Below are 23,751 nucleotides of genomic sequence, written 5' to 3' on the forward strand. Positions count from 1 at the left end.
CTGGAAAACGATCCCCGCCGGTCCCGACATGGGCCTGGGCGCCAGCGGCGCGCGCGTGACGGCGCTTCGTCAGCGGCTTGCGATCGAGGATGCGGAAGTGTCGGCAACGGGCGACAAGTTCGACCAGCCGTTGCGCGCCGCCGTCCAGCGCGCCCAGCGCCGCTATGGCCTGAACCCGACGGGCATCGTGTCCAGCCAGACGCTGGCCGCGCTCAACGTGCCCGTCGCGCGCCGCGTGCGTCAAATCATGGCGAACATGGAACGCTGGCGCTGGCTGCCGGGGCAATTGCCCAAGGATCGCATTCAGGTGAACATCGCCGCCGCCGTGATGACGGTGTTCGAGGGCGATCAGCCGGTCATGTCGATGAAGGCCGTCACCGGCAAGCCGGGTGGCGGGGAGACGCCGATGCTGCGCTCCACCATCCATTCGGTCGTTCTGAATCCGCCATGGAACGTGCCGATGGGCATCGCCAATCGCGAGCTGTTCCCCAAGGGCATGGGCTATCTGAAGGCCAATGGCTTTCGCGTGATCGGGGAGGGAGCAAACCGCCGCCTTCAACAGGCGTCGGGCGACACCAGCGCGCTGGGCCGCTTCAAGTTCGACTTCGACAATCCGTTCGCCGTTTATCTGCACGACACGCCCGCCAAGGGCGGATTCAGCCGGTTCGACCGTTTGGCCAGCCATGGCTGCATCCGGCTGGAAAAGCCCAACGCGCTGGCCAAGCGGCTGCTGCGCGACGTGCCCGAATGGAGCGAGGAAGCGATCGACGAGCAGGTGACGACCAGCACCAAGACGGTGCGCGCGCGTCTGAACACGCCGGTCGAGGTCTATCTGCTCTACTGGACCGCTTTCGCAAGCGGCAATGGCCAGATCAGTTTCCGCGACGACCCCTATGGTTGGGACGAGACGTTGGCCGACAAGATCGAGAACCGCTCGGCGGTTCAGGTCGCCAGCCGCTGACTGCCCTTTTTCAGGAGACCCGATTGATGCGTTCCTCGTTCCGCCCGGCCTTGTTCCTGCTGCCGCTCGCCGCGCTTGCCGCCTGTTCGGGTGAGCCGGAAGTGCCCGCCCCCGAAGGGCCGGACCTGAACCTGACCGAGGAAATGGCGCCGCCCGAGCCGCTGCCCACGCTGGAGCCGACGCCCAGTCCCACGCCGTCGCCCACCCCGACCTTCGAGGCAGCGCCGCCGCCGGTGGTTGAAGAGGATCAGCAGATGCTCGACGATGCGGAGGCGACCGGCATGACCGCGCGCATCGATCGCAGCATGGACGACAACGCGCCCGAAAACCTGCTCGCGCCTGTCCAGGAATAAGGCCGGGACGGGCGGTGCTCAGCCGCCCGTCATTCGCGCGACCCAGGTGGCATAGAGCGCACCCCAGCCATGCGCCGGGTGCGCCGGGTCCAGCGCCATGCCGAACCCATGGCCGCCCGTGTCATACAGATGCGCGTCGACCGGCCGCTTCGCCGCCCGCGCCGCCGCGATCAGCGACAGGCTCATTTCCAGCGGCACCAGCCCGTCATCGCCGGCGTGCAGCAGGAACATCGGCGGCGTTTCGCTGTCGATGCGCGGCGTCACATCCTGTCGTGCAACAGCCGCCGCACCGGGCTGGGCGCCAAGCAGGTTGCGGCCCGAATTGTTGAACTCCCCATTCCAGCGCAGCGCCGTGACGGCATAGATCAGCCCCGCGAAATCGGGTCGCGCGCTTTGCCGGTCGGCGGCATCGACCGCGCGATAAACGCTGTCGTTATGACGGGTCATCAGCGACCCAGCCAAATGCCCGCCCGCCGAAAAGCCAAGAATGCCGATGCGTTCGGGGTCAACGCCGAATGAAGTCGCGCGCGCCCGGATCAGCCGCATCGCGCGCTGGGCATCCTGCAACGGCACATCGGCGCGATCGGCCCAGCCCTCGCCCGGCAGGCGATAGACCAGCACGAAGACGGTATAGCCGAGCGCGTTCAGCACTTTTGCGACATTATGCCCTTCATTCTCGACCGACACGAAGCCGTATCCGCCGCCGGGGATCGACAGCACGCCGACGCCGTTGGGCCGGGTGGGCCGATAGACCGACAGCGTAGGCGCAGGGATGCCGCGCAGCCACAATTCGCGGCCTTCGGGTCCATAGCGCACCAGTTGCGGCAGCGTGGCGGGCGCGCCGGGCGCTTTGCCGGGCCACAGGTCGAACGTTTCGCGCGGGGGCCAGGGCAGGTCGCTGGGCCGCTGGTCGCCGGTCTGTCCGCGCGCGATGCCGCTTGCCGCCAGCCCCGCCGCGCCAAGGCCCATGCCCAGCCCAAGCTCCAGCACTTTCCGTCGATCCATCTCCAACCGCCTTTCGTAAAAACGCGTCATTGTCATCGTGGCTTCATATCCGAACGCGAGGCTTTGCATCCTGAGCCATGGTCCCATATGGGGCCGCTATCTTCTTTGCGCGAAAGGCTGTCAGGTGAAAGACGTTCTGGTGATCGGTGCGGGCGGCGTTTCGTCGGTCGCGGTGCACAAGATGGCGAAGAACCCCGAGCTGTTCGGCAAGGTGACGCTCGCCAGCCGGCGCAGGTTCAAGTGCGATGCCATCGCCCAGTCGGTGAAGGAGCGCTTCGGCGTCGAAATCGCCACCGCTGAGGTGGATGCCGACGATGTCGATGCGACCGCGCGGCTGATCGATCAGGTCAAGCCCAAGCTGCTGGTCAATCTGGCGCTGCCCTATCAGGACCTGAACCTGATGGAAGCGTGCCTGAAAACCGGCGTCGATTATCTCGACACCGCCAATTACGAACCGCGCGACGAGGCGAAGTTCGAATATGGCTGGCAATGGGCCTATCAGGATCGCTTCAAGGAAGCCGGGCTGATGGCGCTGCTGGGTTCCGGTTTCGACCCCGGCGTGACCAGCGTGTTCGCGACCTATATCAAGAAGCACCTGCTCGACACGATCGAGACGCTGGACATTCTCGACTGCAACGGCGGCGACCACGGCCAGCATTTTGCGACCAACTTCAATCCGGAAATCAACATCCGCGAAGTGACCGCGCCGGCGCGCCACTGGCAGGACGGCGACTGGGTCGAAACGCCCGCGCTGTCGGAGCGGCAGGTATTCATCTTCGACCAGGTCGGCGCGAAGAACATGTATCTGATGTATCACGAGGAACTGGAAAGCCTGGTCACGCACATCCCCGAAATCAAGCGTGCGCGTTTCTGGATGACGTTCGGCGAGCAGTATCTGACGCATCTGCGCGTGCTGCAGAATGTCGGCATGACCTCGATCGAGCCGGTGATGTATGAGGGGCGCGAGATTATCCCGCTCCAGTTCCTCAAGGCTGTGCTGCCCGAGCCTTCGACGCTGGGCGAGACGACCAAGGGCAAGACCAATATCGGTGACATTGCCACAGGCACCAGGGACGGCGCGGAAAAGACCGTCTATGTCTATAATGTCTGCGACCATGAGGATGCCTATGCCGAAACCGGCAATCAGGCGGTCAGCTATACCACCGGCGTGCCGGCGATGATCGGCGCGGCGCTGATGCTGAACGGCCAGTGGCGGGGTGAAGGCGTGTTCAACATGGAACAGTTCGACCCCGACCCGTTCATGGACATGCTGAACCAGCACGGCCTGCCCTGGCAGGTCAAGGAACTGCCGGAGCCGCTGCGATTCTGACCGCTGCCCGTGCCGCGGAGCATGTCCGGGGTGCGGGTGCCGGGACCATCCGGCCTGACGAGAGTGTGACATGAAACCCGACGACACCCGCGCCGCTGCCCCGATGACCACCAAATCGGGGGGGGCGGGCGCGTTCGCCAATTTCGACCTGAACCGTGTGCCAAGTCCGTGCTTCGTCGTGGACAAGGCGGCGATCGAGCGCAATCTGGCGATCCTGGCCGATGTGCGCGACCGTGCGGGCATCAAGCTGCTGCTGGCGCTCAAGGCGTTTTCGATGTGGTCGCTGGGCGATCTGGTGGGCCGTTACCTGGACGGCACTGCCACGTCGGGCCTGTGGGAAGCGCGGCTGGCAAAGGCGCATTACGCGGGCGAGGTCGCGACCTTCTGCGCCGGATACAAGGCGAGCGACGTGGTCGAGGTCGCGGCGCTGTCGGACCACGTCATCTTCAATTCGCCCGGCCAGCATCGCCGGTTCGCCGACATGCTGGCGGCCGCACGAACCGGAGGTGCGGCGTTCGACGTCGGTTTGCGCCTGAACCCCATGCACGCGGAAGGGGAGGTCGCCAAATACGACCCCGCCCAGCCGCATTCCCGCCTGGGTCACCCCGCCGACCAGTTGACCGCCGCCGATCTGGAGGGCGTCACCGGCCTGCACGTCCACTCCCTGTGCGAACAGGATTTCCCGCCGTTGCGCCGCACCTGGGAAGCACTGCATCCGCGCGTCGCGCCGTTCCTCGACCGGCTGGAATGGCTGAACTTCGGCGGCGGGCACCACATAACCCGCGCCGATTACCAGCGCGACGATCTGGTCGCGTTCCTGCGCGACGTGAAGCGCGAAACCGGGCTTGAGGTCTATCTGGAACCGGGGGAGGCGATCGCGTTCGACGCCGGCATCCTGGTCGGCGAAGTGGTCGACGTGATCGACAACGGCATGGCCGTCGGCATCGTCGATATCTCCGCCACCTGCCACATGCCCGACGTGATCGAGGCGCCCTATCGCCCCGCAATGATCGGCGAGGTCGAGGGGGGCGTGGCGGTGCGCCTCGGCGGGCCGTCGTGCCTGGCGGGCGACATCATCGGCGATTATCGCTTTGTCGAGCGGCCGGAACCCGGTCAGCGCATCGCGTTCCTTGACCAGGCCCATTATTCGATGGTCAAGACCACGACCTTCAACGGCGTGCCCTTGCCCGCCATCGCCCTGTGGGATTCACGCGACGACAGCCTGGAAATGGTGCGCGAGTTCGGGTGGGAGACGTTCCGGGATCGGCTGTCGTAAGGGGCGCGTGGCCACGCTTCTGCGTCTGACCAGCGCCCAGTGTCTTATCCGGCGCCATGAATAAGGGCGGCGGAAGCATCTGCCTCCGCCGCCCCATGTTCTGGCTTCAACCGATCAGCGGCGCGCGCCCAGGCGCACCACGTTGCCGGTGTCGACCTCGTCCTCCAGACCCGCGTAGAGCGTGGCCATCGGCTCGTCGGTCACTTCGATCGTCTCGTCCGTGCCGAAGCCGTTGAAGGCTGTCCGCATGGCCGAGCCATAGGCACCGAGCATCCCGACTTCGATATAGTCACCCGCCCGCATGTCGGCGGGAAGGTCGAAGGGGCCGGCCATATGGTCCATGTCGTCGCAGGTCGGGCCATAGAAGCTGAACTCCATGTCCTTCGCCCGGCTGTCCGGCTCCCGCAGCAACTGGACGGGGAAGCGCCAGCCGACATGCGCCGCGTCGAACAGCGCACCGTAAGCACCGTCGTTGATGTACAACTCGTCGCCGCGACGCTTTTCGACGCGCACGATCAGCGAGCTGTATTCCGCGCACAGCGCCCGGCCCGGTTCCGCCCAAAGCTCCGCCGAATAGGAGATCGGCAGACTTTCGAACGCGCGGTGGATCGTTTCAAAGAAACGCTCCAGCGGCGGCGGCTCCATGCCGGGATAGGCCGACGGGAACCCGCCGCCCACGTCGATCACGTCGACCGTGACCGCCGCCTCGACAATGGCCGTGCGGACGCGTTCCAGCGCCTGTGCATAGGCGTCGGGCGACATCGCCTGGCTGCCGACATGGAAACAGATGCCCAGCGAATCCGCCGCCTGACGGGCCGCGAACAGCAGTTCCCTGGTCTCACCCGGACCCGCGCCGAACTTGGACGCAAGGCTGAGCTTGGACAGGTCGGACGAAACGCGGATGCGGACGCACAGCGTCAGGTCGTCGGCCCCGTTGGTGGCGCGAACGATCTTTTCCAACTCCTCGATCGTGTCGAGCGAGAAGGTGCGGACACCGTGCTTGAAATACGCCTCCGCTATCGCTTCCTCGGCCTTGACCGGGTGCATGAAGCAAAGCGTGGCATCGGGCAGCGTGCGCGACACCAGCCGCACTTCGCCGATCGACGCGACGTCGTAATGAGACACTCCATTATCCCAAAGGATCTGGAGCAATTCGGGCGACGGGTTCGCCTTGACGGCATAAAGCGTCCGGCCCGGAAACTTCTCGACGAAGAAGCGGGCCGCACGAGCCGCAGCGTGCGGACGAACCAGCGTTACCGGCTGAACCGGTCGAAGGGTGTGAGCTACCCCCAGCGCGCGATGATATTCGGCCAATTCAAGGGACCTCCAATTGCCTTTCGGCATAGTGTGACAAAAAGCTGCCTTGCGGTTGGAAGTCCCATGGGGCAGCGGGGGGTGCACATAGGGTCCGACCCCCCAGGTGTAAAGCGATTCTGAGGGGTTTTTTGCGTTCGGAGACGATTTGTGACGTTTTTGCGACAACCGACCCGTGCCGGTGTCCGCGATGCCGCCGCCAAGGTGGCCGCAATCCTGCCGCCGACCCCGTTGTTCGTCGCCGAGGTGCATGGAACCCCCGTGGCCTTCAAGGCCGAGTGCCTGCAACCCATGGGTGCGTTCAAGTTGCGAGGCGCCTGGCACCGATTGACCGCAATCGCGGCAGAGGACCGGGCAAGAGGCGTGGTCGCTTTTTCGTCCGGCAACCACGCACAGGGTGTGGCATGGGCCGCGCGGCGGCTGAGTATGCCATCGGTTATCGTTATGCCAAGCGATGCCCCCAAGGTCAAACGCGACGCCACGTTGGCGATGGGCGCCGAACTGGTCGATTATGACCGCAAAACCGAAAGCCGGGAAAAGATCGCCGCCCATCTGGCCCATGCGCGCGGCGCCGTGCTGGTGCCCAGTTTCGATGACGCCTGGATCATCGAGGGGCAGGGGAGCGCCGGTGTCGAGGCGGCGGCGCAGGCCGATGCGACAGGGTTCGGCCCGATCACGCGCGTGGTCAGCCCCTGCGGCGGCGGCGGGTTGGCGGCCGGGCTGGCGCTGGCATTGCCCGACGCCGCCATCGTGACGGTCGAGCCTGAGGGGTGGGACGACATGGCGCGCAGTCTCGACGCCGGTTGGATCGAACCCGTGCGCGACGATCCGCCGCCCACCGCCTGCGATTCGCTTCAGACGATGCGCGTCAGCGAGCGGACGTTCGAGGTGCTGGCCCGCCGCGACGCGCTGGGTGTGGCCGTCAGCGAAGCGGAGGTGCGCGCGGCGCAGCGATGGGCCGCATCGCGGCTGCGGCTGGTGGTGGAGCCGGGCGGCGCGGTCGCGCTGGCGGCAATGCTGGCGGGGCGCGTGGCGCCGATGTCGGGCACGCTGGTGCTGTTGTCGGGCGGCAATACCGACCTTGCCGATTATGCCCGCGTGCTGGCGGAGGAAGCGCCGGCCGCACTGGCGGCAACCTCGTGATGCCGACGCCGTCTCCCCTCGCTTCGACCCTGCTGGCGATCGCGATGATCGGCGTGTTCGCGCTGATCGCGGGCGCGGTGGTGCTGTGGCGGCGCGGCGAGCGTCAGAAACCCGTCCTGATGCTCGCCGCGGCGCTGGTCACATTCGTCAATGTCCTGATCTGGACGGTCTAGGCGATTACCCCGCACGCAATCGGCTGTGGCGCCGTCCGTATAGGGCATAGATCACCAGGCCGATTGCGGTGGCGATGGCAAAGCGCACCAACGTGGTCGAAGGCAGGCTGAAGAACAGATACAGGCAGCCCAGGATCGCCAGCGTTCCCACGATATAGGGTTGCGGGCAGCGGAACAGCCGCTCCGCATCCGGCGCGCGGCGGCGCAGGATCATCATGCACGCCGCCACTGACGTGAACGCCACCAGCGTGCCCGCATTGGCGAGTTCCGCCAGTTCATCGATCGGGAAGAAGCCCGCGATGGTCGCGCTGACCAGGCCCGACAGGATGGTGATACGCGTGGGCGCGCCCTTGCTGCTCAGCTTGGCAAGGCCCTGCGGCAACAGGCCGTCGCGCGCCATGGTGAAGAATACGCGGCTCTGCCCATACATGAACACCAGAATGACCGATGGCAGCGCGACCACGGCGGCCAGCGCGATCGCCTGTGCCGCCGTCACCTGACCCAGCGAGCGCAGCACCAGTGCCAGCGGCTCCGGCGAATCGGCGAGTTCCAGATAGGGCATGGCGCCAACGGCGGCGAACGCGATAATCATGTAGATCGCGGTGCAGGCGATCATCGAACCGATGATGCCGATCTTGAGGTCGCGGCCCGGATTCTTTGTCTCTTCGGCGGAAGTTGCCACCGTGTCGAAGCCGTAAAACGCGAAGAACACGATTGCGGCGGCCGCCATCACCCCGCGCTTGGTCCCGTCGATCTCCGATGATCCAAAGCCATAGGGCATGAACGGTGTCAGATTGTCGGCGTCGAAAGCCGGCAGGGCGAAGATGATGAACACGGTCAGTGCGGTCATCTTGATGATGACGAGGATGATGTTCAGGGTCGCGCTCTCCCGCGTGCCGGCGATCAGCAGGCTCATCACGGCCAGCGCCACCAGCACCGCCGGCATATTGAACACGCCGCCTGCATGAGGCCCGGCCAGCAAGGCAGTAGGCAGGTCGACGCCCGCCGACTGGATCCAGCCGACCAGATAACCCGACCAGCCGACCGCCACGGTCGAACAGACGAGCGAATATTCGATGATGAGCGCCCAGCCCACCATCCACGCGATCGTCTCGCCCATGGCGGTATAGCTGAAGGTATAGGCACTGCCCGCCGCCGGGATCAGCGTCGCCAGTTCGGCATAGGCCAGCGCCGCACAGGCGCAGACTGCACCCGCAATGACGAAGGCAAGGATCACGGCCGGTCCCGCGCGCTCGGCCCCCACGCCGATCAGCGTATAGATGCCCGTGCCGACGATCGCGCCGACTCCCAAGGCAATCAGATGCGGCCAGCCCAAGGTCTTTTTCAGGCTGCCGCCCGGCGCCGCGGCCCCCCCAAGCGTCTTGCGTGGTCCAAGGATCGACATGATCGCGCGGTTCTCCCCGTTTTGTTGCGGTCGTTACGTGCGGAGGGCCTTCCTCCCATGTCAGGCGCGCGCGATCAACCGCAGGGCGGTTTTTATCGGCTGGGCACGGTTGCGAAACGAATTGGACGGACCCATTGAGGGCGGACGGCGTTCCTTCGCCGAACCCTTGAGAAGCCAAAACCCCAAGGAGGGAACCATCATGGCCTTTGAACTGCCGCCGCTACCCTATGCCTATGACGCGCTGGAGCCGACCATCGACAAGGAGACGATGACGTTCCACCACGACAAGCATCACGCCGCCTACACCGCCAAGCTGAACGAGGGTGTCGAGAAGGACGGCCTGTCGGGCAAGTCGATCGAGGAAATCCTGGCCAACATCTCGTCTGCCTCCGCCATGGTGCGGAACAATGGCGGCGGTTACTGGAACCATGATTTCTTCTGGAAGACGATGGCCCCTGCTGCCGATCGCGGCCAGCCGTCAGCCGAGCTTCAGGTCGCCATCGACCGTGATTTCGGCGGGCTGGACAAGCTGAAGGACGAATTCAACACCAAGGGCGCGGGCCAGTTCGGATCGGGCTGGGCGTGGCTGATCGTGGACGAGGCGGGCAAGCTGGCCGTCACCTCGACCCCGAACCAGGACAACCCGCTGATGGACGTGGCCGACAAGAAGGGCACGCCGCTGTTGGGCAATGACGTGTGGGAGCACGCATATTACCTGACCTACAAGAACGATCGCCCCGGCTATCTGAAGGCTTGGTGGGATGTCGTGAACTGGAACGTCGTGTCGCAGCGTTTCGCCGACGCAACCACCTGAACCGGCGGCGGCTAGAAAAGGGGTCGGTCCTTGGGAACCGACCCCTTTTTCATGTCTCAACCCTCGGGCGGGGGGACGGCGGCTTCTTCTTTGCGGTCAAGTTGCAGCCCGTTCTTCAACAGCATCGGCACATTGGCGATCGTGAAAAGCAGCGTCGCCGGAATCATCCCCCATGTCTTGAACAACACCCACTGATCCCAGCTCAGCATTGCTCGCGCGACTTCGTTGGCGATCGCGGCGACCGCAAAAAAGGCTGCCCAATTGATCGTCAGCAATCGCCAGCCGCGCGGCGTCAGCCCCGGGTAGGCGCTTTCCAGCAGGTTCTGCAAAAGCGGCCTGCCCGTCGCCAGGCCATAGCCCAGCAGCACCGCGAACATGGCATAAACGAAGGTCGGTTTGACCTGAATGAAGACGCGGTCGTGAAAATACAGCGTCAGACTGCCGAACACGAGCACCAGCCCGCCCGACAACCACAGCATGGGCGAGATATGCCCCGCCCTGAACCACGAAAAGGCGAGTGCCGCCGTGATGGCGATCATGAAGGCGGCGGTAGCGGCCAGGATGCGGCCGATCTCGCTGCCGGGCGCCAGCGCGTTGACGATGAAGAACACCGCCAGCGGGCCGTAATCGACCGCCATCCGCAGGCCGGGGGAAAGGGGCGCTTTGCTTGCCATCGTCAAACCTCGATACCTCGCCCGATGGCGATTGCCCGGACGTGCGCGCCAATACCGCCCCGGAACGCGGAGGGGGATCGCTCGCGCAGGGAGGGATGGAGGGGTAAGGCCACAAGCGAGCGGCCGGGGGGTGTAGCCGTCATCGCACCATCTCCTCGACGCCGGAGATGATGCGCGCCACCTCCTTCGCGTCGAAGGGGCGCAGGTCGTCGGCCTTTTCACCGACGCCGATCGCGTGAATCGGCAGCCCGTATTTCTCCGCTGCGGCAACCAGCACGCCCCCGCGCGCGGTGCCGTCCAGCTTCGTCATGACCAGGCCGGTGACGCCCGCGACTTCCTTGAACACCTCGATCTGGCTCAGCGCGTTCTGCCCGGTCGTCGCGTCGAGGACGAGGACGACATCATGCGGCGCCGCCGGGTTCAGTCGGCCGAGCACGCGGCGTATCTTTGCCAGTTCGTCCATCAGTTCGCGCTTGTTCTGAAGCCGTCCGGCCGTATCGACGATCAGCACGTCGATGCCGGCCGCGGTTGCCTGCTTCACGGCCTCGAATACGATACCGGCGGCATCGCCGCCTTCGGCCCCCGACACGATCGGCACGCCGATCCGCTCGGCCCAGGTGCGGAGCTGGCCGATCGCGGCGGCACGGAACGTGTCGCCCGCCGCCAGCATGACGCCATAATCCTGATCGACCAGCGTCTTGGCGAGCTTGGCGATGGTGGTGGTCTTGCCCGACCCGTTGACGCCGATCACCAGGATCACCTGCGGCCGTGGAAACGCCTCGATCTCCAGCGGGCGGGCGACGGGGGCCAGCGCCTTTTCGACCTCTTCGGCCACGACCAGGCGGATGCCCAGTTCCTCCATGTTGCGCTCATACTGACCCTCGGCCAGCCGGGCACGGACGCGCGCGGCGGTTTCGGGGCCGAGGTCGGAGGCGATCAACGCTTCCTCGATCTGGTCGAGCGTATCGTCGTCCAGCCGCGCCAGCGACAGTCCGGCAAGGTTGCCGAGCAGCCGGTCGGACGTCTTGCGAAAGCCGCCCAGCAGCTTGTCGTGCCAGCTTGGCACCGTCATTCGGGTTCTCCGATCAGGTCATCGTCATGCACGCCGGTGACGCGCACGGGAACAAGAGTGCCGACATCCGCCGGTTTGGCGAGGCGGATAGCGGCGAAGTTCGGCGCATGGCCAATATCGCCGGGTTTTTCCACCAGCACCTGCTGAACCGATCCGACCAGCCCCGCCAGCCAGTCGCCGCGCACGGTTGCGGCGGTCGCGCGCAGACGGGCGGCGCGCTCGCGCACGATATTGGGGTGAACCGGCGGGATGCGGGCGGCGGGCGTGCCCTGGCGCGGCGAGAAGGGGAAGATGTGCGCGTGGACGATCGCGCATTCCTCGATCAGGGCCAGGCTGCCCTGAAATGCGGCCTCGTCCTCGGTCGGAAAGCCCGCGATCAGGTCGGCGCCGATCGCAAGGTCGGGACGCAGTGCGCGCAGCCGGTCGACCAGCCGCACCGCTTGCGCCCGGTTGTGGCGCCGCTTCATCCGCTTGAGGATCAGGTCGTCGCCCGCCTGCATCGACAGGTGCAGGTGCGGCATCACGCGCGGTTCATGCGCGATCAGCGCGAACAGCCGGTCGTCGATCTCACTGGGGTCGAGCGACGACAGGCGCAGGCGGGGCAGGTCGGGGACCAGCCGCAGAATACGTTCCACCAGTCGCCCCAGCGTGGGAATGCCGGGCAGGTCGGCGCCGTAGCTGGTCAGGTCGACCCCCGTCAGCACGACTTCGCGGTGGCCGGCTTCGACCAGCGCGGCGATACGTTCGATCACGCCGCCTGCGGGCAGCGACCGGCTGGGGCCGCGACCCTGCGGGATGATGCAGAAGGTGCAGCTATGGTCGCAGCCATTCTGAACCTCGACCAGCGCGCGGGCATGGGCCGATATCGGCGGCGGGGTGGCGGGCGCGTCCCATGCGTCGGGCGTCAGCTTCAGCGGGTTCACGACGACGCGCGCAACGCCCGGCAGGGCGGCAAAGGCATCCGGGTCGATGGTGGCGGCGCAGCCGGTCACGACCAGTTCGGCATCGGGGTGGGTGCGCGCCAGCCGCCGCACCGCGCGGCGCGACTGGCGCACCGCCTCGGCCGTGACGGCGCAGCTGTTGACCACGGCGACGTCCCGTCCGTCCACCATGGCGCGGATCGTTTCGCTTTCGGCGAGGTTGAGGCGGCAGCCGAGTGTGACGATCTTGGCCATGTCAGCCCGGCTGCTTGGCGGCGAACATGCCCGCGATCTAGGCCTGTCGGATCATGAAGTCCATGCGCGAAGGGAAATTCGACGATGCACCGCGACGCTCCGGCCATCCTTCATTTCTGGTTCGAGGAATGCTCGCCCGACCAGCATTTCGAAAAGGACGAGGGGCTGGACCGCACCATCGCCGATCGGTTCGGCGCATTGCGTGAAACGGTGGTCGCGACCGGCGCGGCGGGATGGCACGACGATCCCGACAGCCTGCTGGCCGCGATCATCCTGATCGACCAGTTCGGGCGCAACATTCATCGCGGATCAGCGGCGGCGTTCGCGGCCGATCCGCTGGCGCTGTCGCTGGCGCGAACCGGGGTGGCGCAGGGGTTCGACGCGGCGCTCCCGCCCGAACGGCGGCGCTTTGTCTACATGCCCTATATGCACGCGGAGGATGCCGGCGCTCAGGCCGAGTGCGTGCGGCTGTTCGAAGCCGCGGGCGACGCTGAATCGGCGGCATTCGCGCGCGATCATGCGGCGGTGATCGAACGGTTCGGCCGCTTTCCCGGCCGCAATGCGGCGCTGGGGCGTGATACCCGTGCCGACGAGCGCGAGTGGCTCAGCCAGCACGCCGGCGGCTGGTGATCGGCGACACATTGTTCGGTTGAACGCCGCCGATCATGTGCCGTTCGGCCAGATGCTTGCGGACGCCGATCATCGACAGGGGCTTGCCATAATGCCAGCCCTGACCCTTGGCGCAGCCCATGGCCGCCAGCCGTTCGGCGATGGCGGCGTCCTCCACCCCCTCGGCCGTGACGGGCAGGTTCAGGCTTTCGCCCAACCGCACGATCGCGGTGACGATGGCGACCGAATCAGGGGCTTCGTTGACCGATGTGACGAACGACTTGTCGATCTTGATCCGGTCGAACGGCAATGCGCGAAGGTGCGCGAGGCTGGAATAACCGGTCCCGAAATCATCGAGCGCCAGCCGCACGCCCTGATTTTTCAGGCTGCCTGTAATCGACTGCGCCAGCGGCAGATTGTCGAACAGCGCGCTTTCGGTGATCTCGATTTCCAGGCGGCTGGCCGGGAAGCCGGTTTCGGTCAGCGTCTTGATGATCTTTTGCGCCAGCCACGGATCGCGAAGCTGCCAGGGGGAGATATTGACCGACAGCGTCAGCGCGGCATCCCAGTCACGCGCGCAGGTGAACGCCTGTCGCATGATCGACAGCGACAATTCGGCGATCATGCCGGTTTCCTCGGCGATCGGAATAAACTGATCGGGGGCAATAATGCCGCGTGTCGGGTGTTCCCAGCGCGCCAGCACCTCAAAGCCGGTCAGCTGGCCCGTCGCCAGATCGACCTGCTGCTCGAAATACGGGACGATCTGACCGCCCGGAATGGCGGTTCGCAGGCCTTGTTCCAGCTCGTTTCGGACGCGCAGTTCGCGCTCCATCGACTGGTCGAACCATGCCATGCGGTTACGGCCCGATTTCTTGGCCGCATACATCGCGATGTCGCCCGCGCGCATCAGTGCCTCCGCGGTCGCCGCGCCGAAGTCGGACCGGGCGATGCCGAGCGAGCAACTGATGTGCAGCTTCTGCCCATCGGCCTCGAACGGTGCGGCAAGGCGCTGGACCAGCCGTTCGGCAACGCGTTCGATCACGTCGGGCGCGGTGGGATCAAAGATCATGGCAATGGCGAACTCGTCGCCGCCCAGCCGCGCCAGTAACGCCGTTGGCGGCGCGATTGCCGCCATCTCACGCGCGACCGCGCAGAGCAGCGCGTCACCCGTCGCATGGCCGTGGATGTCGTTGACGCTTTTGAAATGATCGAGGTCGAGCATCATCAGCGCCACCGCCTTGTGCCGGCGCGTAGCGTCGAAGATCAGCGCCGCACCCTCGTCGGCCAGCGAGCGGCGGTTGTGAAACCCGGTCAGCGGATCGCGCGCGGCCAGCGTGCGGGCGCGTGCCTCCGCGTCGGCGCGTTCGCGCACTTCGGCGGCCAGATTGCTGTGGCGACGCCATCCGATCAGGATCAGTGCGACGTTCAGCAGCAGCGCGATGACCAGTATCTCGTCCGCACGGCCGCGCGTGCCCAGATAATGACCCACCGTCTGCGATACGACGGTTGAGGCGATGCCGACGAACAACAGGATCGCCGCGATACTGATTGCGCCGGTCAAGGTTTCGGGGCGGACCCCGCCGGTGGGTGGCGTGGCATCCGCGTCGCGGTGGCCATAGGCGAATTGGCGGTCGGTCCCCATGCGACGCGGTGTGACACGGCGATCCTGTGCAAAGTGTTAATGCGCGCGGTGCGTTGCGTCGGCATGCGATCAGCGCTATGGGGCATGCGACGTTCCGATGGGAACCGACCGCATCCGCGCCCCAAGGGGTCCGCCGGCCGACGAGTTTTCGTCCGCCGGCGCGTTTTGCGTTAGAGCCATCGGTTGCGCGCGCAAGTGGAGCTTTTGGCATGTTCGACTCTCTCAGTGACCGGCTCGGCGGCGTTTTCGACCGCCTGCGTGGCCGTGGCGCGCTGACCGAAGCCGATGTGCGAACCGCGATGCGCGAAGTGCGGATCGCCCTGCTCGAAGCCGATGTGGCACTGCCGGTCGCGCGCGAATTCGTCGACAAGGTGACGGAACAGGCGATCGGGCATCAGGTGCTGCGTTCGGTCACGCCGGGGCAGCAGGTCGTCAAGATCGTCAACGACGCGCTGGTCGAAATGCTGGGCGCCGAGACCAGCGACCTGAATATCGATGTGACTCCGCCCGCCGTCGTCATGATGGTCGGCCTGCAGGGATCGGGCAAGACGACCAGCACGGCCAAGCTGGCGCGCCTTATCAAGAAGCGCGGCAAAAAGGTGCTCATGGCGTCGCTGGACGTCAATCGCCCGGCCGCGCAGGAACAGTTGGCGGTGCTGGGTACCCAGATCGAGGTCGCGACCCTGCCGATCGTGCAGGGCCAGCAACCGGTCGATATCGCGCGGCGCGCACTGCAATCGGCAAAGCTCCAGGGCTTTGACGTGGTGATGCTCGACACCGCGGGTCGCCTGCACGTCGATCAGGCGTTGATGGACGAGATGAAGGCAGTCGCCGACATCTCGACGCCCGACGAAATCCTGCTGGTGGTCGATTCGCTGACCGGACAGGACGCGGTCAATGTCGCGACCAATTTCTCGCAGCAGGTGCCGCTGACCGGCGTGATGCTGACGCGGATGGACGGCGATGCGCGCGGTGGTGCCGCGCTGTCGATGCGCGCCGTCACCGGCAAGCCGATCAAGTTCGCGGGCATGGGCGAAAAGCTCGACGCGATCGAGCCGTTCCATCCCAAGCGCGTCGCCGGCCGCATCCTGGGCATGGGCGATGTCGTGTCGCTGGTCGAAAAGGCCGCTGAGGCGATCCAGGCCGACGATGCGGAAAAGATGGCCGCACGCATGGCCAAGGGTCAGTTCGACATGAACGACCTTCGCGGCCAGTTGTCACAGATGCGGCGCATGGGCGGCCTGGGCGCGCTGGCGGGCATGTTGCCCGGCATGAAAAAGGCGCAGGCGGCAATGGCCGCGTCGAATGTCGATGATCGCATTCTGCTTCGCATGGACGCGATGATCGGATCGATGACGCCCAAGGAGCGCGCCAAGCCCGAACTGTTGAACGCCAAGCGCAAGATCCGTGTCGCCAAGGGCGCGGGCACGACCGTGCAGGACGTTAACAAGCTGCTCAAGATGCATCAGGAAATGTCGACCGCGATGAAGCGCATCAAGAAGATGGGCGGCATCAAGGGACTGGCGGCAATGCTGGGCAAGGGCGGACCCGGTGGCGGCATGGGCGGCATCGGCAACGCGCTGGGCGGCCCGGCAATGGGCGATTTCATGTCGAAAGCGGGCGGGGGGCTTCCCGGCCTTGGCGGCGGGGGCGACGCGCCCAAGCTGCCGCCCGGTTTCGAAAACCTGTTGAAAAAGAAGTAATCGAACTCAAGCGAAGGAAAGTAAAAACAAATGGCACTCAGTATGCGTCTGTCGCGTGGCGGCTCGAAGAAGCGGCCCTATTACCGGATTGTCGTGGCCGATGCCCGCAGCCCGCGCGACGGCAAGTTCATCGAGAAGATCGGCACCTATAACCCGCTTCTCGCCAAGGATTCGGATGAGCGCGTCAAGCTCGACGCCGATCGCGCCAAGCATTGGCTGGGCGTCGGCGCACAGCCGACCGACCGCGTGCTCCGTTTCCTTGATGCCGCCGGCATCAAGGAGCGCGCCGCACGCAGCAACCCGAACAAGGCCAAGCCGGGCGAGAAGGCCACCGAGCGCGCCGAAGAAAAGGCTGAGAAGCTGAAGGCGCAGCAGGAAGCCGAAGCAGCCGCCAATGCGCCGGCCGAGGAAGCGCCCGCCGAAGCAGCCGTCCCCGAAGAAACGACCGAGGCGTGAGGCACTTGTTCGCCGTCATGCGTTCATCCGGCTTAACGCCAGAAGGAGCGCATGATGGCGAACGACCCTCAAGATTACGAGACCGGCGAGCGTGACGAACCCGGTAAAACCGCCACCAACCCCACGGGCAAGTCGAGCCAAAAGCCCGCCGAAGGGGGCGATGATACCCCTGGCGGCGGCGTCGACTCGCCCGGACACCGCGACATCGACAAGCCCGCCGACGGGACCTGACCGGCCCGTCACGCTGGCGGTGGTCGCGGGCGCGCATGGCGTGCGCGGCGAGGTTCGGCTCAAGATTTTCGCCGATGGCCTTTCAGCGCATTCGGTGTTCAATCACGGGGCGCTCAGGTTGCAATCGCTGCGCGATACCATCGCACGGTTCGAAGGCGTCAGCGACCGGAACGCGGCCGAGGCATTGCGCGGCACCGCGCTGACCGTCCCGCGTTCCAGCCTGCCGGCGCTGGCAATCGGCGAATATTATCATGTTGATCTACTGGGGCTGTCGGCGCGCAGCGAAAGCGGCGACGTGCTGGGCCGCACGGTGGCGGTCGAGAATTATGGCGCCAGCGACCTGGTGGAGATCGAACGTCCTGACGGACGCCGTTTCATGGTGCCGCTGACGGCGCAGGCGGTTCCGCACTGGGATGAAACCACGCTGACGGTCGCCGACGCTTTCGTCGACTGACCGTCCGGTTGCTGGTGCGGGCGGGGGGAATCGAACCCCCACGAGCCGTTCGGCCCTACGGATTTTCTTACCTGCTACGGCTTTCGCCGCCGCGCGGCCGGGTGGCGGCGCGTTTGGGGTCTGGACTATCCCTTCACCATGCCCCGAACCGGGGTGCAGGTGCTGCCCGTCTAGTCTCTACACCTTCCCGCACGGCATGCCGCACGGGCTTGGCTCGGGATCGCCATTTTACAGGGTTCCCCGACTTTGAGCAGTTCTACGTCCCGCGTTTCCGCCGGGCGCACTCAGTTTCACGTCAAGTCCGTTGCGTCTACCAGTTCCGCCACGCCCGCTTGTCGCCCGCACCCTATAAGCGGGCGATGTGCTCGCGCCAAGCGGTTCGGATCACTCGCCGACGTTCAGGCGGACGCGCATTTCCTTGCCCGGTTTGAAATAGGGAACGCGCTTGGCCTCGACCGACACGGTTTCACCAGTGCGCGGGTTGCGCCCGGTGCGCGCGTCGCGCGCGCGGGTTGAAAAGGCGCCGAAGCCGCGCAGCTCGACGCGGCCGTCACCGGACAGGCGTGCGACGATTTCATCGAAAAAGACATTCACGATCCGCTCGACATCACGAACCGAAAGGTCGGGATTGTCGCGGACCAGAAGTTGCACAAGTTCCGAACGGATCATGCGAAAATTACCCCCGAAGGATATCGGCGCCCCGTCCGCCGATATGAAAACACGAATCCTGGAAACCTGTTCCTAGCAAAAAGGGCTAATCTCCATCAATGCGTTAGTAGGGGCGCCTTGTCTCTGATTGATAACTCTTTAGGGTGAAAAAAAGGGGCGGGCGATTGCGCGCCCACCCCCCATTTCGCATCGGTTTGTCGCGACTTAGCCCTTGTCGCCACGCGCCTTGAGCGCTTCGCCCAGAATGTCGCCCAACGACGCGCCAGAGTCGGACGAGCCATATTGTGCAACCGCCTGCTTCTCTTCGGCGATCTGCATCGCCTTGATCGAGAAGGTTGGCTTCTTCGAACGATCGAAGCCCGTCACCATTGCGTCGAACTTCTGGCCGACCTGGAAACGCTCGGGACGCTGTTCGTCGCGGTCGCGGCCAAGGTCGGTGCGCTTGATGAAGCCGGTCGCGCCATCGTCGCCGGTCTGAACCTCAAGACCTGCGTCGCGGACTTCGAGGACGGTGACAGTGACGATCTCGTTCTTGTTGACACGGCCGCCGGTCGCAGCGGCACCCGCGACGGGTGCGCCACGCTCAAGCTGCTTCATGCCGAGCGAGATACGCTCCTTGTCGGCTTCGACGGCCAGCACGATGGCCTTGACCATCTCGCCCTTGCGATGCAGCGCCAGCGCGTCTTCGCCCGAGATGCCCCATGCGATGTCCGACATGTGGACCATGCCGTCGACATCGCCGTCCAGGCCGATGAACAGGCCGAATTCGGTGGCGTTCTTGACTTCGCCCTCGACTTCGCTGCCGACCGGGTGCTGCTCGGCGAAGCGCTCCCACGGATTCTGCTGCGCCTGCTTGAGACCCAGCGAGATGCGGCGCTTGTCCTCATCGACCTCGAGCACGACCACTTCGACTTCCTGCGACGTGCTGACGATCTTGCCTGGATGGACGTTCTTCTTGGTCCAGCTCATTTCGGAGACGTGGACCAGGCCCTCGATGCCGGCTTCCAGTTCGACGAAGGCACCATATTCGGTGATGTTGGTCACGCGGCCCGACAGCTTGGCGCCGATCGGATATTTGGCGCCCGCGCCATCCCACGGATCGCTCTCAAGCTGCTTCATGCCGAGCGAGATGCGCTGCGTGTCGCGGTTGATGCGGATGATCTGCACCTTCACCGTGTCACCGATGTTCAGCATTTCCGACGGATGGCCGACGCGCTTGTAGCTGAGGTCGGTGACGTGCAGCAGGCCGTCGATACCGCCCAGATCCACGAACGCGCCGTAATCGGTGATGTTCTTGACGACGCCGTCGATGATCTGCCCCTCGGCCAGCGACTGGATCAGGCCCGAACGCTGTTCGGCGCGGGTTTCTTCCAGAACGGCGCGGCGCGACACGACGATGTTGCCGCGCTTGCGGTCCATCTTCAGGATCTGGAACGGCTGCGGCAGGTCCATCAGCGGAGTGACATCGCGCACGGGGCGGATATCGACCTGTGAACCCGGCAGGAACGCGACAGCGCCCGACAGGTCGACGGTGAAGCCACCCTTGACGCGGCCGAAGATGATGCCCTCGACGCGGTTGCCCAGCGAGAATTCGAGTTCCAGCTTGTCCCAGGCGGCTTCGCGGCGGGCGCGGTCGCGCGACAGCATCGCCTCGCCCTGCGAATTCTCGACGCGGTCGACATAGACTTCGACTTCGTCACCGACCTTCAGTTCGGCCTTCTGGCCGGGGGCGGCGAATTCGCGCAGCGGCACGCGGCCTTCGGACTTCAGGCCGACGTCGATGACGGCCAGGTCGTTTTCGATGGCGGTAACGGTGCCATGAACGACGCGGCCTTCAAAACTGTCGGCGCCGCCGAACATGTCGTCGAGCATCGCGGCGAAATCGTCGCGGGTTGGGTTGGTAGCCATAAAAGAGCGTTTTCCTCGGTCTTTAACGTTTTCCGGCCAGCCGGTTGTATCCGGCGGTCTTTGGGCCAGAATGCCGCGACGACCCCATGCCGGCGCGGCATCCAACAAACAGGGGCAAGGCAGGCAGAGGGTTCACGATCGACGTTCGGAAAAACGCGAAAGGGGCGCAAGGCTTCACGCCCGCGCCGCTCCACCGCCGAGCACCCACTCGTCGGATGGTCGCGCGCATAACGGGGTCGGGGCAAAAGTGCAAGATCGGGCAATTGTGCGGCAGGCGTGCGGCGACTAGATCGGCGATATGGAAACCGATCCATCGAGCGACGTTCGCGCATGACCGGCGCCGCCGACTGGCAGTCGCGAACCGGTGCGGCCTGGGCGGCCGAATGGGCGCGCACCGATCGCAGTTTCGCGGCGCTTGACCCGCATTTGCTCGAAGCGGCGCTGGCGGGGCTGTATGCCGATGCGGCGGTGCTGGACGTGGGATGTGGTGCCGGCGGCACATCGCTGGCGGTGCAGGCGGCGCGGCCGGAAAGTGCCATCACCGGCATCGACCTGTCCGAAAACCTGATCGAGGTCGCTCGCCAGCGGGCGGCGGCCCTTGCCGGCCGGCGCCCGCAATTTCGGGTCGGGGACGCGTCGGCGTCCGGCGAGGGCGGTTTCGACCGGATCGTGTCCCGCCACGGCGTGATGTTTTTCGCCGATCCGGTCGCGGCCATGGCGCGACTGCGCGGACGCCTGCGGCCGGGCGGTGCGATCACCTTTTCCTGTTTTCGCGAGCGGGCCGCCAATCCATGGGCGACGGAGCCGATCGCCGTGCTTGGCATCGGCGCGTCAGCCGCGGTCGGTGGGCAGGCGGGCGGGCCGGGACCGTTCGCCTTTGCAAACCATGACGAGGTGGCCCGCATCCTGTCGCGTGCGGGATGGGCCGCGATCGAGGCGAAGCCGGTCGATTATCGCTATATCGCGGGGCAGGGGCCGGACGCCGTTGTCGAGGCCGTGGCGCTACTGCGGCGCATCGGCCCCGCCGCGCCGGAGCTTGTGGCGGCACCGCCGGAGCGCCGCACCGAGTTGCTCGAACGACTTGAACATTTCCTGGCGGATCGGCTGATCGACGGAATCGTTTCCTTTCCGGCGACCGCCTGGATCTGGACCGCGCGCAATCCCGACTGACCGACCAAGAACAAGGGGCCGACATGACGATCATCGTCCATCATCTGGAAAACTCGCGCTCGCAGCGCGTGCTGTGGCTGCTTGAGGAACTGGCGCTGCCGTATGAAGTGCGGCGTTACGAGCGCGACAAGGTGACGATGCTGGCGCCGCCCGAATTGAAGCGCGTGCATCCGCTGGGCAAATCACCCGTGATCGAGGACACGTCCGCCGCCGGCGGCGACCGCGCGGTGATCGCGGAGACCGGCGCGATCGTCGAATATCTGGTCGAGAAATGCGACGGTCGCTTGGGCACGCCCGCACGGCGCGCGGATGTGCTGCGCTATCGTTTCTTCCTGCATTATGCCGAAGGGTCGGTGATGCCGCCCTTGCTGGTCAAGCTGGTGTTGAGCAAGGTGCCGTTGCTGGGCAAGGTCGCGATGAAGCGCATCCAGCCGATGATCGACGTGCATCTGGATTTCATCGAGGCGGAACTGGCCAGCCGCCCGTGGTTCGCGGGCGAGGCGTTCAGCGCGGCGGACGTGATGATGAGCTTTCCGGTCGAAGCTGCGCGCAGCCGCGGCGGGCTGGACCGTTCGCGCCCTGCCACCATCGCGTGGCTGGAAAAGGTTCATGCGCGCCCTGCCTATCAGGCGGCGTTGAAGGCGGGCGGTCCCTATGCGTTCGCGTAAGGCTCAATCGGCATAATCGTGTTCGACCGAATCGAGGATGCGCCCGCCCGCCATGAACACCGCGATCGGGCAAATCGCGAACAGCAATTTGCCACCGATGCCTGGATAGTCATGCAGGTATTGCATCCCGCGTTCGACCGCGCCGACGCCCAGGCCATAGATGACGACGAACGCCTCGAACTTGGTCTTGATGACGAACAGGCGTTTGATGCGCTGGAACATGGGCGGGGATACGCAAAACCCATACCAGCCGCGCAAAACCGCCATTTCTGCGAGATCATAAGGGTTAAGTGTTAATTAACCCGACAAGACCCTCTGCCTCCAGCAGCGCGCGGCGGGCCTGTTCGGCCTGTGCGATCAGCGCGGGGTCGCCGATCGCGTCCGCCGCGATGCGTTCGGGCCAGTGGCGCTCAACAATCGCGGCGATCCGGTCGAGCCGGGCGGCGTCGACCATAAAGCGGGGGTCGATCGTCGTGGGGTCGGCCACGACGCGCAGTCGCAGACACGCGGGACCGCCGCCATTGGCCATCGACTGGCGCACATCGACAACCTCAACACGCCGGATGGCACCGTTTCCGGCCAGGTGATCTTCAAGCCAACTCCATACCGCCGCATTGTCTCGCGCCTCGGTCGGCACGATCAGCGTCGGCTGGCCGTCGGGCGGCGTCACCAGCTGGGCGTTGAACAGGTATGAGGCGATGGCGTCGGACAGGCTAACGCGGGCGGCGGGCACCTCGACAATCTCGACTTCCGGCATCAGCCGCGACAGCTCGGCGAAAAAGGCGTCGCGGTCGGCAAAGGCATGTTCGTGGGCGAACAGCACGCGCTCATTCGCGACCGCCACCACGTCGTTATGGAACGCACCCGCCGCGATTGCAGCTTCGGATTGCTGGACGAACAAAGTGCGGTCTGGGTTGAGTCCATGCGCGCGGGCAATCGCTTCGCTGGCATCGCGATGCTGACGCGCGGGAAAGGGGCCGCCAGAGACGCCATAGACGAACACTTCGATGCCCGGCGCATCGTGCGCGGGGCACAGGCGCATGTGGTTGGCCGCGCCTTCGTCCCCGAACGGGGGCGGGACCGGGCCGTGCACGACGAACGCCGCCGGATCGGCAAAAGCCATGCGAAGCTGCGCCAGCGTGCCGGGCCATTCGTGACTGCGATGCGGCATGGTGACGAGGTTCGCGACCGTCAGATGGCATCGGCCATCGGCGGTATCGGGCGCGGGAGATACGGTGGCGGCGTTGGCGGCCCACATCGCGGACGCCGACAGCGCCTGTGCCTTCAGATGCATCGGCGCGTCGGCATAATCGGTCGACAGGCTCGCCAGCCAGCGATGGTCGGGGCGTGCGAGCGGCATGAAGATGCCCTGTGTCAGCCCGAGTTTCAGGTTCGCGCGCATCTTGTCGATGCCCTGCAACGCGGCGGCGCGCGGTTCGGACACGGCACCGGCACTCCGCGTCGCGGCAAGATTGCCGGGGCTGAGACCCGCATAATTATGGCTCGGCCCGATCAGACCGTCGAAATTGATCTCGACCAGCGCCAT

The 23,751-nt window shown here is 65.6% G+C and carries 25 protein-coding genes; 14 read left to right on the forward strand and 11 right to left on the reverse strand.

Features of this window, described 5'->3' with window-relative positions; genetic code table 11:
• Window positions 1-961, forward strand: a 961-nt coding sequence (locus VL973_RS12600; RefSeq protein WP_325284376.1) for a L,D-transpeptidase family protein, incomplete at its 5' end; no start/stop codon positions are given.
• Between the two features lie 26 nt (window positions 962-987).
• On the forward strand, window positions 988-1,314 hold the full coding sequence (locus VL973_RS12605; protein WP_325284377.1) for a hypothetical protein: 327 nt from the start codon (window positions 988-990) through the stop codon (window positions 1,312-1,314).
• An 18-nt stretch (window positions 1,315-1,332) separates the two neighbouring features.
• Here the strand turns inward: VL973_RS12605 and VL973_RS12610 are convergent, their stop codons facing one another.
• Window positions 1,333-2,319: an alpha/beta hydrolase gene (locus VL973_RS12610; protein ID WP_325284378.1), complete on the reverse strand. Its 987-nt coding sequence runs from the start codon at window positions 2,317-2,319 to the stop codon at window positions 1,333-1,335.
• A gap of 124 nt (window positions 2,320-2,443) precedes the next feature.
• On the opposite strand from VL973_RS12610, the gene VL973_RS12615 reads away from it, so the two are divergent.
• A complete protein-coding gene (locus VL973_RS12615; RefSeq protein ID WP_325284379.1) occupies window positions 2,444-3,649 on the forward strand; it encodes a saccharopine dehydrogenase family protein in 1,206 nt (401 codons plus the stop codon).
• A 103-nt stretch (window positions 3,650-3,752) separates the two neighbouring features.
• A complete protein-coding gene (locus tag VL973_RS12620) occupies window positions 3,753-4,925 on the forward strand; it encodes a carboxynorspermidine decarboxylase (protein ID WP_325284413.1) in 1,173 nt (390 codons plus the stop codon).
• A 114-nt stretch (window positions 4,926-5,039) separates the two neighbouring features.
• Here VL973_RS12620 and VL973_RS12625 read toward each other — a convergent pair whose 3' ends face one another.
• The gene (locus VL973_RS12625; protein ID WP_325284380.1) at window positions 5,040-6,239 is read right to left on the reverse strand and encodes a type III PLP-dependent enzyme; all 1,200 of its coding nucleotides are present in this window, start codon (window positions 6,237-6,239) and stop codon (window positions 5,040-5,042) included.
• Window positions 6,240-6,389: 150 nt separating this feature from the next.
• On the opposite strand from VL973_RS12625, the gene VL973_RS12630 reads away from it, so the two are divergent.
• Both VL973_RS12630 and VL973_RS12635 read left to right on the forward strand, forming a co-directional pair.
• Window positions 6,390-7,382 carry a threonine ammonia-lyase gene (locus tag VL973_RS12630; RefSeq protein ID WP_325284381.1) on the forward strand — a complete coding sequence of 331 codons (993 nt, stop codon included), beginning with the start codon at window positions 6,390-6,392 and terminating at the stop codon, window positions 7,380-7,382.
• Complete coding sequence (locus tag VL973_RS12635) at window positions 7,382-7,555, forward strand: hypothetical protein (protein ID WP_325284382.1); 174 nt, start codon at window positions 7,382-7,384, stop codon at window positions 7,553-7,555. The genes VL973_RS12630 and VL973_RS12635 overlap by 1 nt, the downstream gene beginning before the upstream one ends.
• Window positions 7,556-7,559: 4 nt before the next feature.
• Here VL973_RS12635 and VL973_RS12640 read toward each other — a convergent pair whose 3' ends face one another.
• The gene (locus tag VL973_RS12640) at window positions 7,560-8,960 is read right to left on the reverse strand and encodes an amino acid permease (RefSeq protein WP_325284383.1); all 1,401 of its coding nucleotides are present in this window, start codon (window positions 8,958-8,960) and stop codon (window positions 7,560-7,562) included.
• Between the two features lie 199 nt (window positions 8,961-9,159).
• On the opposite strand from VL973_RS12640, the gene VL973_RS12645 reads away from it, so the two are divergent.
• Window positions 9,160-9,774 (forward strand): superoxide dismutase, encoded by a 615-nt coding sequence (locus VL973_RS12645; RefSeq protein WP_325284384.1) that lies wholly within the window; start codon window positions 9,160-9,162, stop codon window positions 9,772-9,774.
• Window positions 9,775-9,830: 56 nt separating this feature from the next.
• On the opposite strand, the gene VL973_RS12650 is transcribed toward VL973_RS12645, so the two are convergent.
• The 3 genes from VL973_RS12650 to VL973_RS12660 all read right to left on the reverse strand — a co-directional run bounded on the left by VL973_RS12650 (window position 9,831) and on the right by VL973_RS12660 (window position 12,695).
• Window positions 9,831-10,448: an inner membrane-spanning protein YciB gene (locus VL973_RS12650; protein WP_325284385.1), complete on the reverse strand. Its 618-nt coding sequence runs from the start codon at window positions 10,446-10,448 to the stop codon at window positions 9,831-9,833.
• A gap of 139 nt (window positions 10,449-10,587) precedes the next feature.
• On the reverse strand, window positions 10,588-11,520 hold the full coding sequence (gene ftsY / locus VL973_RS12655) for a signal recognition particle-docking protein FtsY (RefSeq protein WP_325284386.1): 933 nt from the start codon (window positions 11,518-11,520) through the stop codon (window positions 10,588-10,590).
• Entirely contained in the window at window positions 11,517-12,695 is a 1,179-nt protein-coding gene (locus VL973_RS12660) for a MiaB/RimO family radical SAM methylthiotransferase (RefSeq protein ID WP_325284387.1), read from the reverse strand. The genes ftsY and VL973_RS12660 overlap by 4 nt, the downstream gene beginning before the upstream one ends.
• Before the next feature lie 84 nt (window positions 12,696-12,779).
• On the opposite strand from VL973_RS12660, the gene VL973_RS12665 reads away from it, so the two are divergent.
• Window positions 12,780-13,325, forward strand: a complete 546-nt coding sequence (locus tag VL973_RS12665; protein WP_325284388.1) for a DUF924 family protein — start codon at window positions 12,780-12,782, stop codon at window positions 13,323-13,325.
• Here the strand turns inward: VL973_RS12665 and VL973_RS12670 are convergent.
• Window positions 13,300-14,946 (reverse strand): putative bifunctional diguanylate cyclase/phosphodiesterase, encoded by a 1,647-nt coding sequence (locus VL973_RS12670; RefSeq protein WP_325284389.1) that lies wholly within the window; start codon window positions 14,944-14,946, stop codon window positions 13,300-13,302. The two genes, VL973_RS12665 and VL973_RS12670, sit on opposite strands and share 26 nt — an antisense overlap.
• A 209-nt stretch (window positions 14,947-15,155) precedes the next feature.
• On the opposite strand from VL973_RS12670, the gene ffh reads away from it, so the two are divergent.
• The 4 genes from ffh to rimM are packed head-to-tail and all read left to right on the forward strand — an operon-like array spanning window position 15,156 to window position 17,790.
• Window positions 15,156-16,649 carry a signal recognition particle protein gene (gene ffh / locus VL973_RS12675; protein WP_325284390.1) on the forward strand — a complete coding sequence of 498 codons (1,494 nt, stop codon included), beginning with the start codon at window positions 15,156-15,158 and terminating at the stop codon, window positions 16,647-16,649.
• A gap of 30 nt (window positions 16,650-16,679) precedes the next feature.
• A complete protein-coding gene (rpsP, locus tag VL973_RS12680; protein ID WP_325284391.1) occupies window positions 16,680-17,105 on the forward strand; it encodes a 30S ribosomal protein S16 in 426 nt (141 codons plus the stop codon).
• Window positions 17,106-17,159: 54 nt separating this feature from the next.
• Window positions 17,160-17,336, forward strand: coding sequence for a hypothetical protein (locus VL973_RS12685; protein WP_325284392.1), 177 nt, complete (start codon window positions 17,160-17,162; stop codon window positions 17,334-17,336).
• A complete protein-coding gene (gene rimM, locus VL973_RS12690) occupies window positions 17,266-17,790 on the forward strand; it encodes a ribosome maturation factor RimM (protein ID WP_325284393.1) in 525 nt (174 codons plus the stop codon). The genes VL973_RS12685 and rimM overlap by 71 nt, the downstream gene beginning before the upstream one ends.
• A 384-nt stretch (window positions 17,791-18,174) precedes the next feature.
• Here the strand turns inward: rimM and VL973_RS12695 are convergent, their stop codons facing one another.
• A complete protein-coding gene (locus VL973_RS12695) occupies window positions 18,175-18,459 on the reverse strand; it encodes an integration host factor subunit beta (RefSeq protein ID WP_325284394.1) in 285 nt (94 codons plus the stop codon).
• A gap of 204 nt (window positions 18,460-18,663) precedes the next feature.
• Window positions 18,664-20,367 carry a 30S ribosomal protein S1 gene (rpsA, locus tag VL973_RS12700; protein WP_325284395.1) on the reverse strand — a complete coding sequence of 568 codons (1,704 nt, stop codon included), beginning with the start codon at window positions 20,365-20,367 and terminating at the stop codon, window positions 18,664-18,666.
• A gap of 330 nt (window positions 20,368-20,697) precedes the next feature.
• Between rpsA and VL973_RS12705 the strand changes: the two genes are divergently transcribed.
• Together VL973_RS12705 and VL973_RS12710 are read left to right on the forward strand one after the other, a co-directional pair.
• Window positions 20,698-21,537, forward strand: coding sequence for a class I SAM-dependent methyltransferase (locus VL973_RS12705; protein WP_325284396.1), 840 nt, complete (start codon window positions 20,698-20,700; stop codon window positions 21,535-21,537).
• 23 nt (window positions 21,538-21,560) lie between these two features.
• The gene (locus tag VL973_RS12710) at window positions 21,561-22,205 is read left to right on the forward strand and encodes a glutathione S-transferase family protein (RefSeq protein ID WP_325284397.1); all 645 of its coding nucleotides are present in this window, start codon (window positions 21,561-21,563) and stop codon (window positions 22,203-22,205) included.
• Between the two features lie 3 nt (window positions 22,206-22,208).
• On the opposite strand, the gene VL973_RS12715 is transcribed toward VL973_RS12710, so the two are convergent.
• Both VL973_RS12715 and VL973_RS12720 read right to left on the reverse strand, forming a co-directional pair.
• The gene (locus VL973_RS12715; protein WP_325284398.1) at window positions 22,209-22,427 is read right to left on the reverse strand and encodes a hypothetical protein; all 219 of its coding nucleotides are present in this window, start codon (window positions 22,425-22,427) and stop codon (window positions 22,209-22,211) included.
• A gap of 64 nt (window positions 22,428-22,491) precedes the next feature.
• Window positions 22,492-23,751: an N-succinylarginine dihydrolase gene (locus VL973_RS12720; protein ID WP_325284414.1), complete on the reverse strand. Its 1,260-nt coding sequence runs from the start codon at window positions 23,749-23,751 to the stop codon at window positions 22,492-22,494.

The organism is Sphingomonas sp., from assembly GCF_035490575.1.
GTDB lineage: Bacteria > Pseudomonadota > Alphaproteobacteria > Sphingomonadales > Sphingomonadaceae > Sphingomonas.

Excerpts from the sequence above, each read along its gene's own strand:
- rimM (WP_325284393.1), top strand. The coding sequence starts at position 17,266 with ATGATACCCCTGGCGGCGGCGTCGACTCGCCCGGACACCGCGACATCG.
- VL973_RS12610 (WP_325284378.1), bottom strand. The coding sequence starts at position 2,319 with ATGGATCGACGGAAAGTGCTGGAGCTTGGGCTGGGCATGGGCCTTGGC.
- VL973_RS12650 (WP_325284385.1), bottom strand. The coding sequence starts at position 10,448 with ATGGCAAGCAAAGCGCCCCTTTCCCCCGGCCTGCGGATGGCGGTCGAT.
- rpsA (WP_325284395.1), bottom strand. The coding sequence starts at position 20,367 with ATGGCTACCAACCCAACCCGCGACGATTTCGCCGCGATGCTCGACGAC.
- VL973_RS12660 (WP_325284387.1), bottom strand. The coding sequence starts at position 12,695 with ATGGCCAAGATCGTCACACTCGGCTGCCGCCTCAACCTCGCCGAAAGC.
- rpsP (WP_325284391.1), top strand. The coding sequence starts at position 16,680 with ATGGCACTCAGTATGCGTCTGTCGCGTGGCGGCTCGAAGAAGCGGCCC.
- VL973_RS12635 (WP_325284382.1), top strand. The coding sequence starts at position 7,382 with ATGCCGACGCCGTCTCCCCTCGCTTCGACCCTGCTGGCGATCGCGATG.
- ffh (WP_325284390.1), top strand. The coding sequence starts at position 15,156 with ATGTTCGACTCTCTCAGTGACCGGCTCGGCGGCGTTTTCGACCGCCTG.
- VL973_RS12665 (WP_325284388.1), top strand. The coding sequence starts at position 12,780 with ATGCACCGCGACGCTCCGGCCATCCTTCATTTCTGGTTCGAGGAATGC.
- VL973_RS12710 (WP_325284397.1), top strand. The coding sequence starts at position 21,561 with ATGACGATCATCGTCCATCATCTGGAAAACTCGCGCTCGCAGCGCGTG.
- ftsY (WP_325284386.1), bottom strand. The coding sequence starts at position 11,520 with ATGACGGTGCCAAGCTGGCACGACAAGCTGCTGGGCGGCTTTCGCAAG.
- VL973_RS12640 (WP_325284383.1), bottom strand. The coding sequence starts at position 8,960 with ATGTCGATCCTTGGACCACGCAAGACGCTTGGGGGGGCCGCGGCGCCG.
- VL973_RS12695 (WP_325284394.1), bottom strand. The coding sequence starts at position 18,459 with ATGATCCGTTCGGAACTTGTGCAACTTCTGGTCCGCGACAATCCCGAC.
- VL973_RS12620 (WP_325284413.1), top strand. The coding sequence starts at position 3,753 with ATGACCACCAAATCGGGGGGGGCGGGCGCGTTCGCCAATTTCGACCTG.
- VL973_RS12605 (WP_325284377.1), top strand. The coding sequence starts at position 988 with ATGCGTTCCTCGTTCCGCCCGGCCTTGTTCCTGCTGCCGCTCGCCGCG.
- VL973_RS12720 (WP_325284414.1), bottom strand. The coding sequence starts at position 23,751 with ATGGCGCTGGTCGAGATCAATTTCGACGGTCTGATCGGGCCGAGCCAT.
- VL973_RS12705 (WP_325284396.1), top strand. The coding sequence starts at position 20,698 with ATGACCGGCGCCGCCGACTGGCAGTCGCGAACCGGTGCGGCCTGGGCG.
- VL973_RS12715 (WP_325284398.1), bottom strand. The coding sequence starts at position 22,427 with ATGTTCCAGCGCATCAAACGCCTGTTCGTCATCAAGACCAAGTTCGAG.
- VL973_RS12685 (WP_325284392.1), top strand. The coding sequence starts at position 17,160 with ATGGCGAACGACCCTCAAGATTACGAGACCGGCGAGCGTGACGAACCC.
- VL973_RS12670 (WP_325284389.1), bottom strand. The coding sequence starts at position 14,946 with ATGGGGACCGACCGCCAATTCGCCTATGGCCACCGCGACGCGGATGCC.
- VL973_RS12645 (WP_325284384.1), top strand. The coding sequence starts at position 9,160 with ATGGCCTTTGAACTGCCGCCGCTACCCTATGCCTATGACGCGCTGGAG.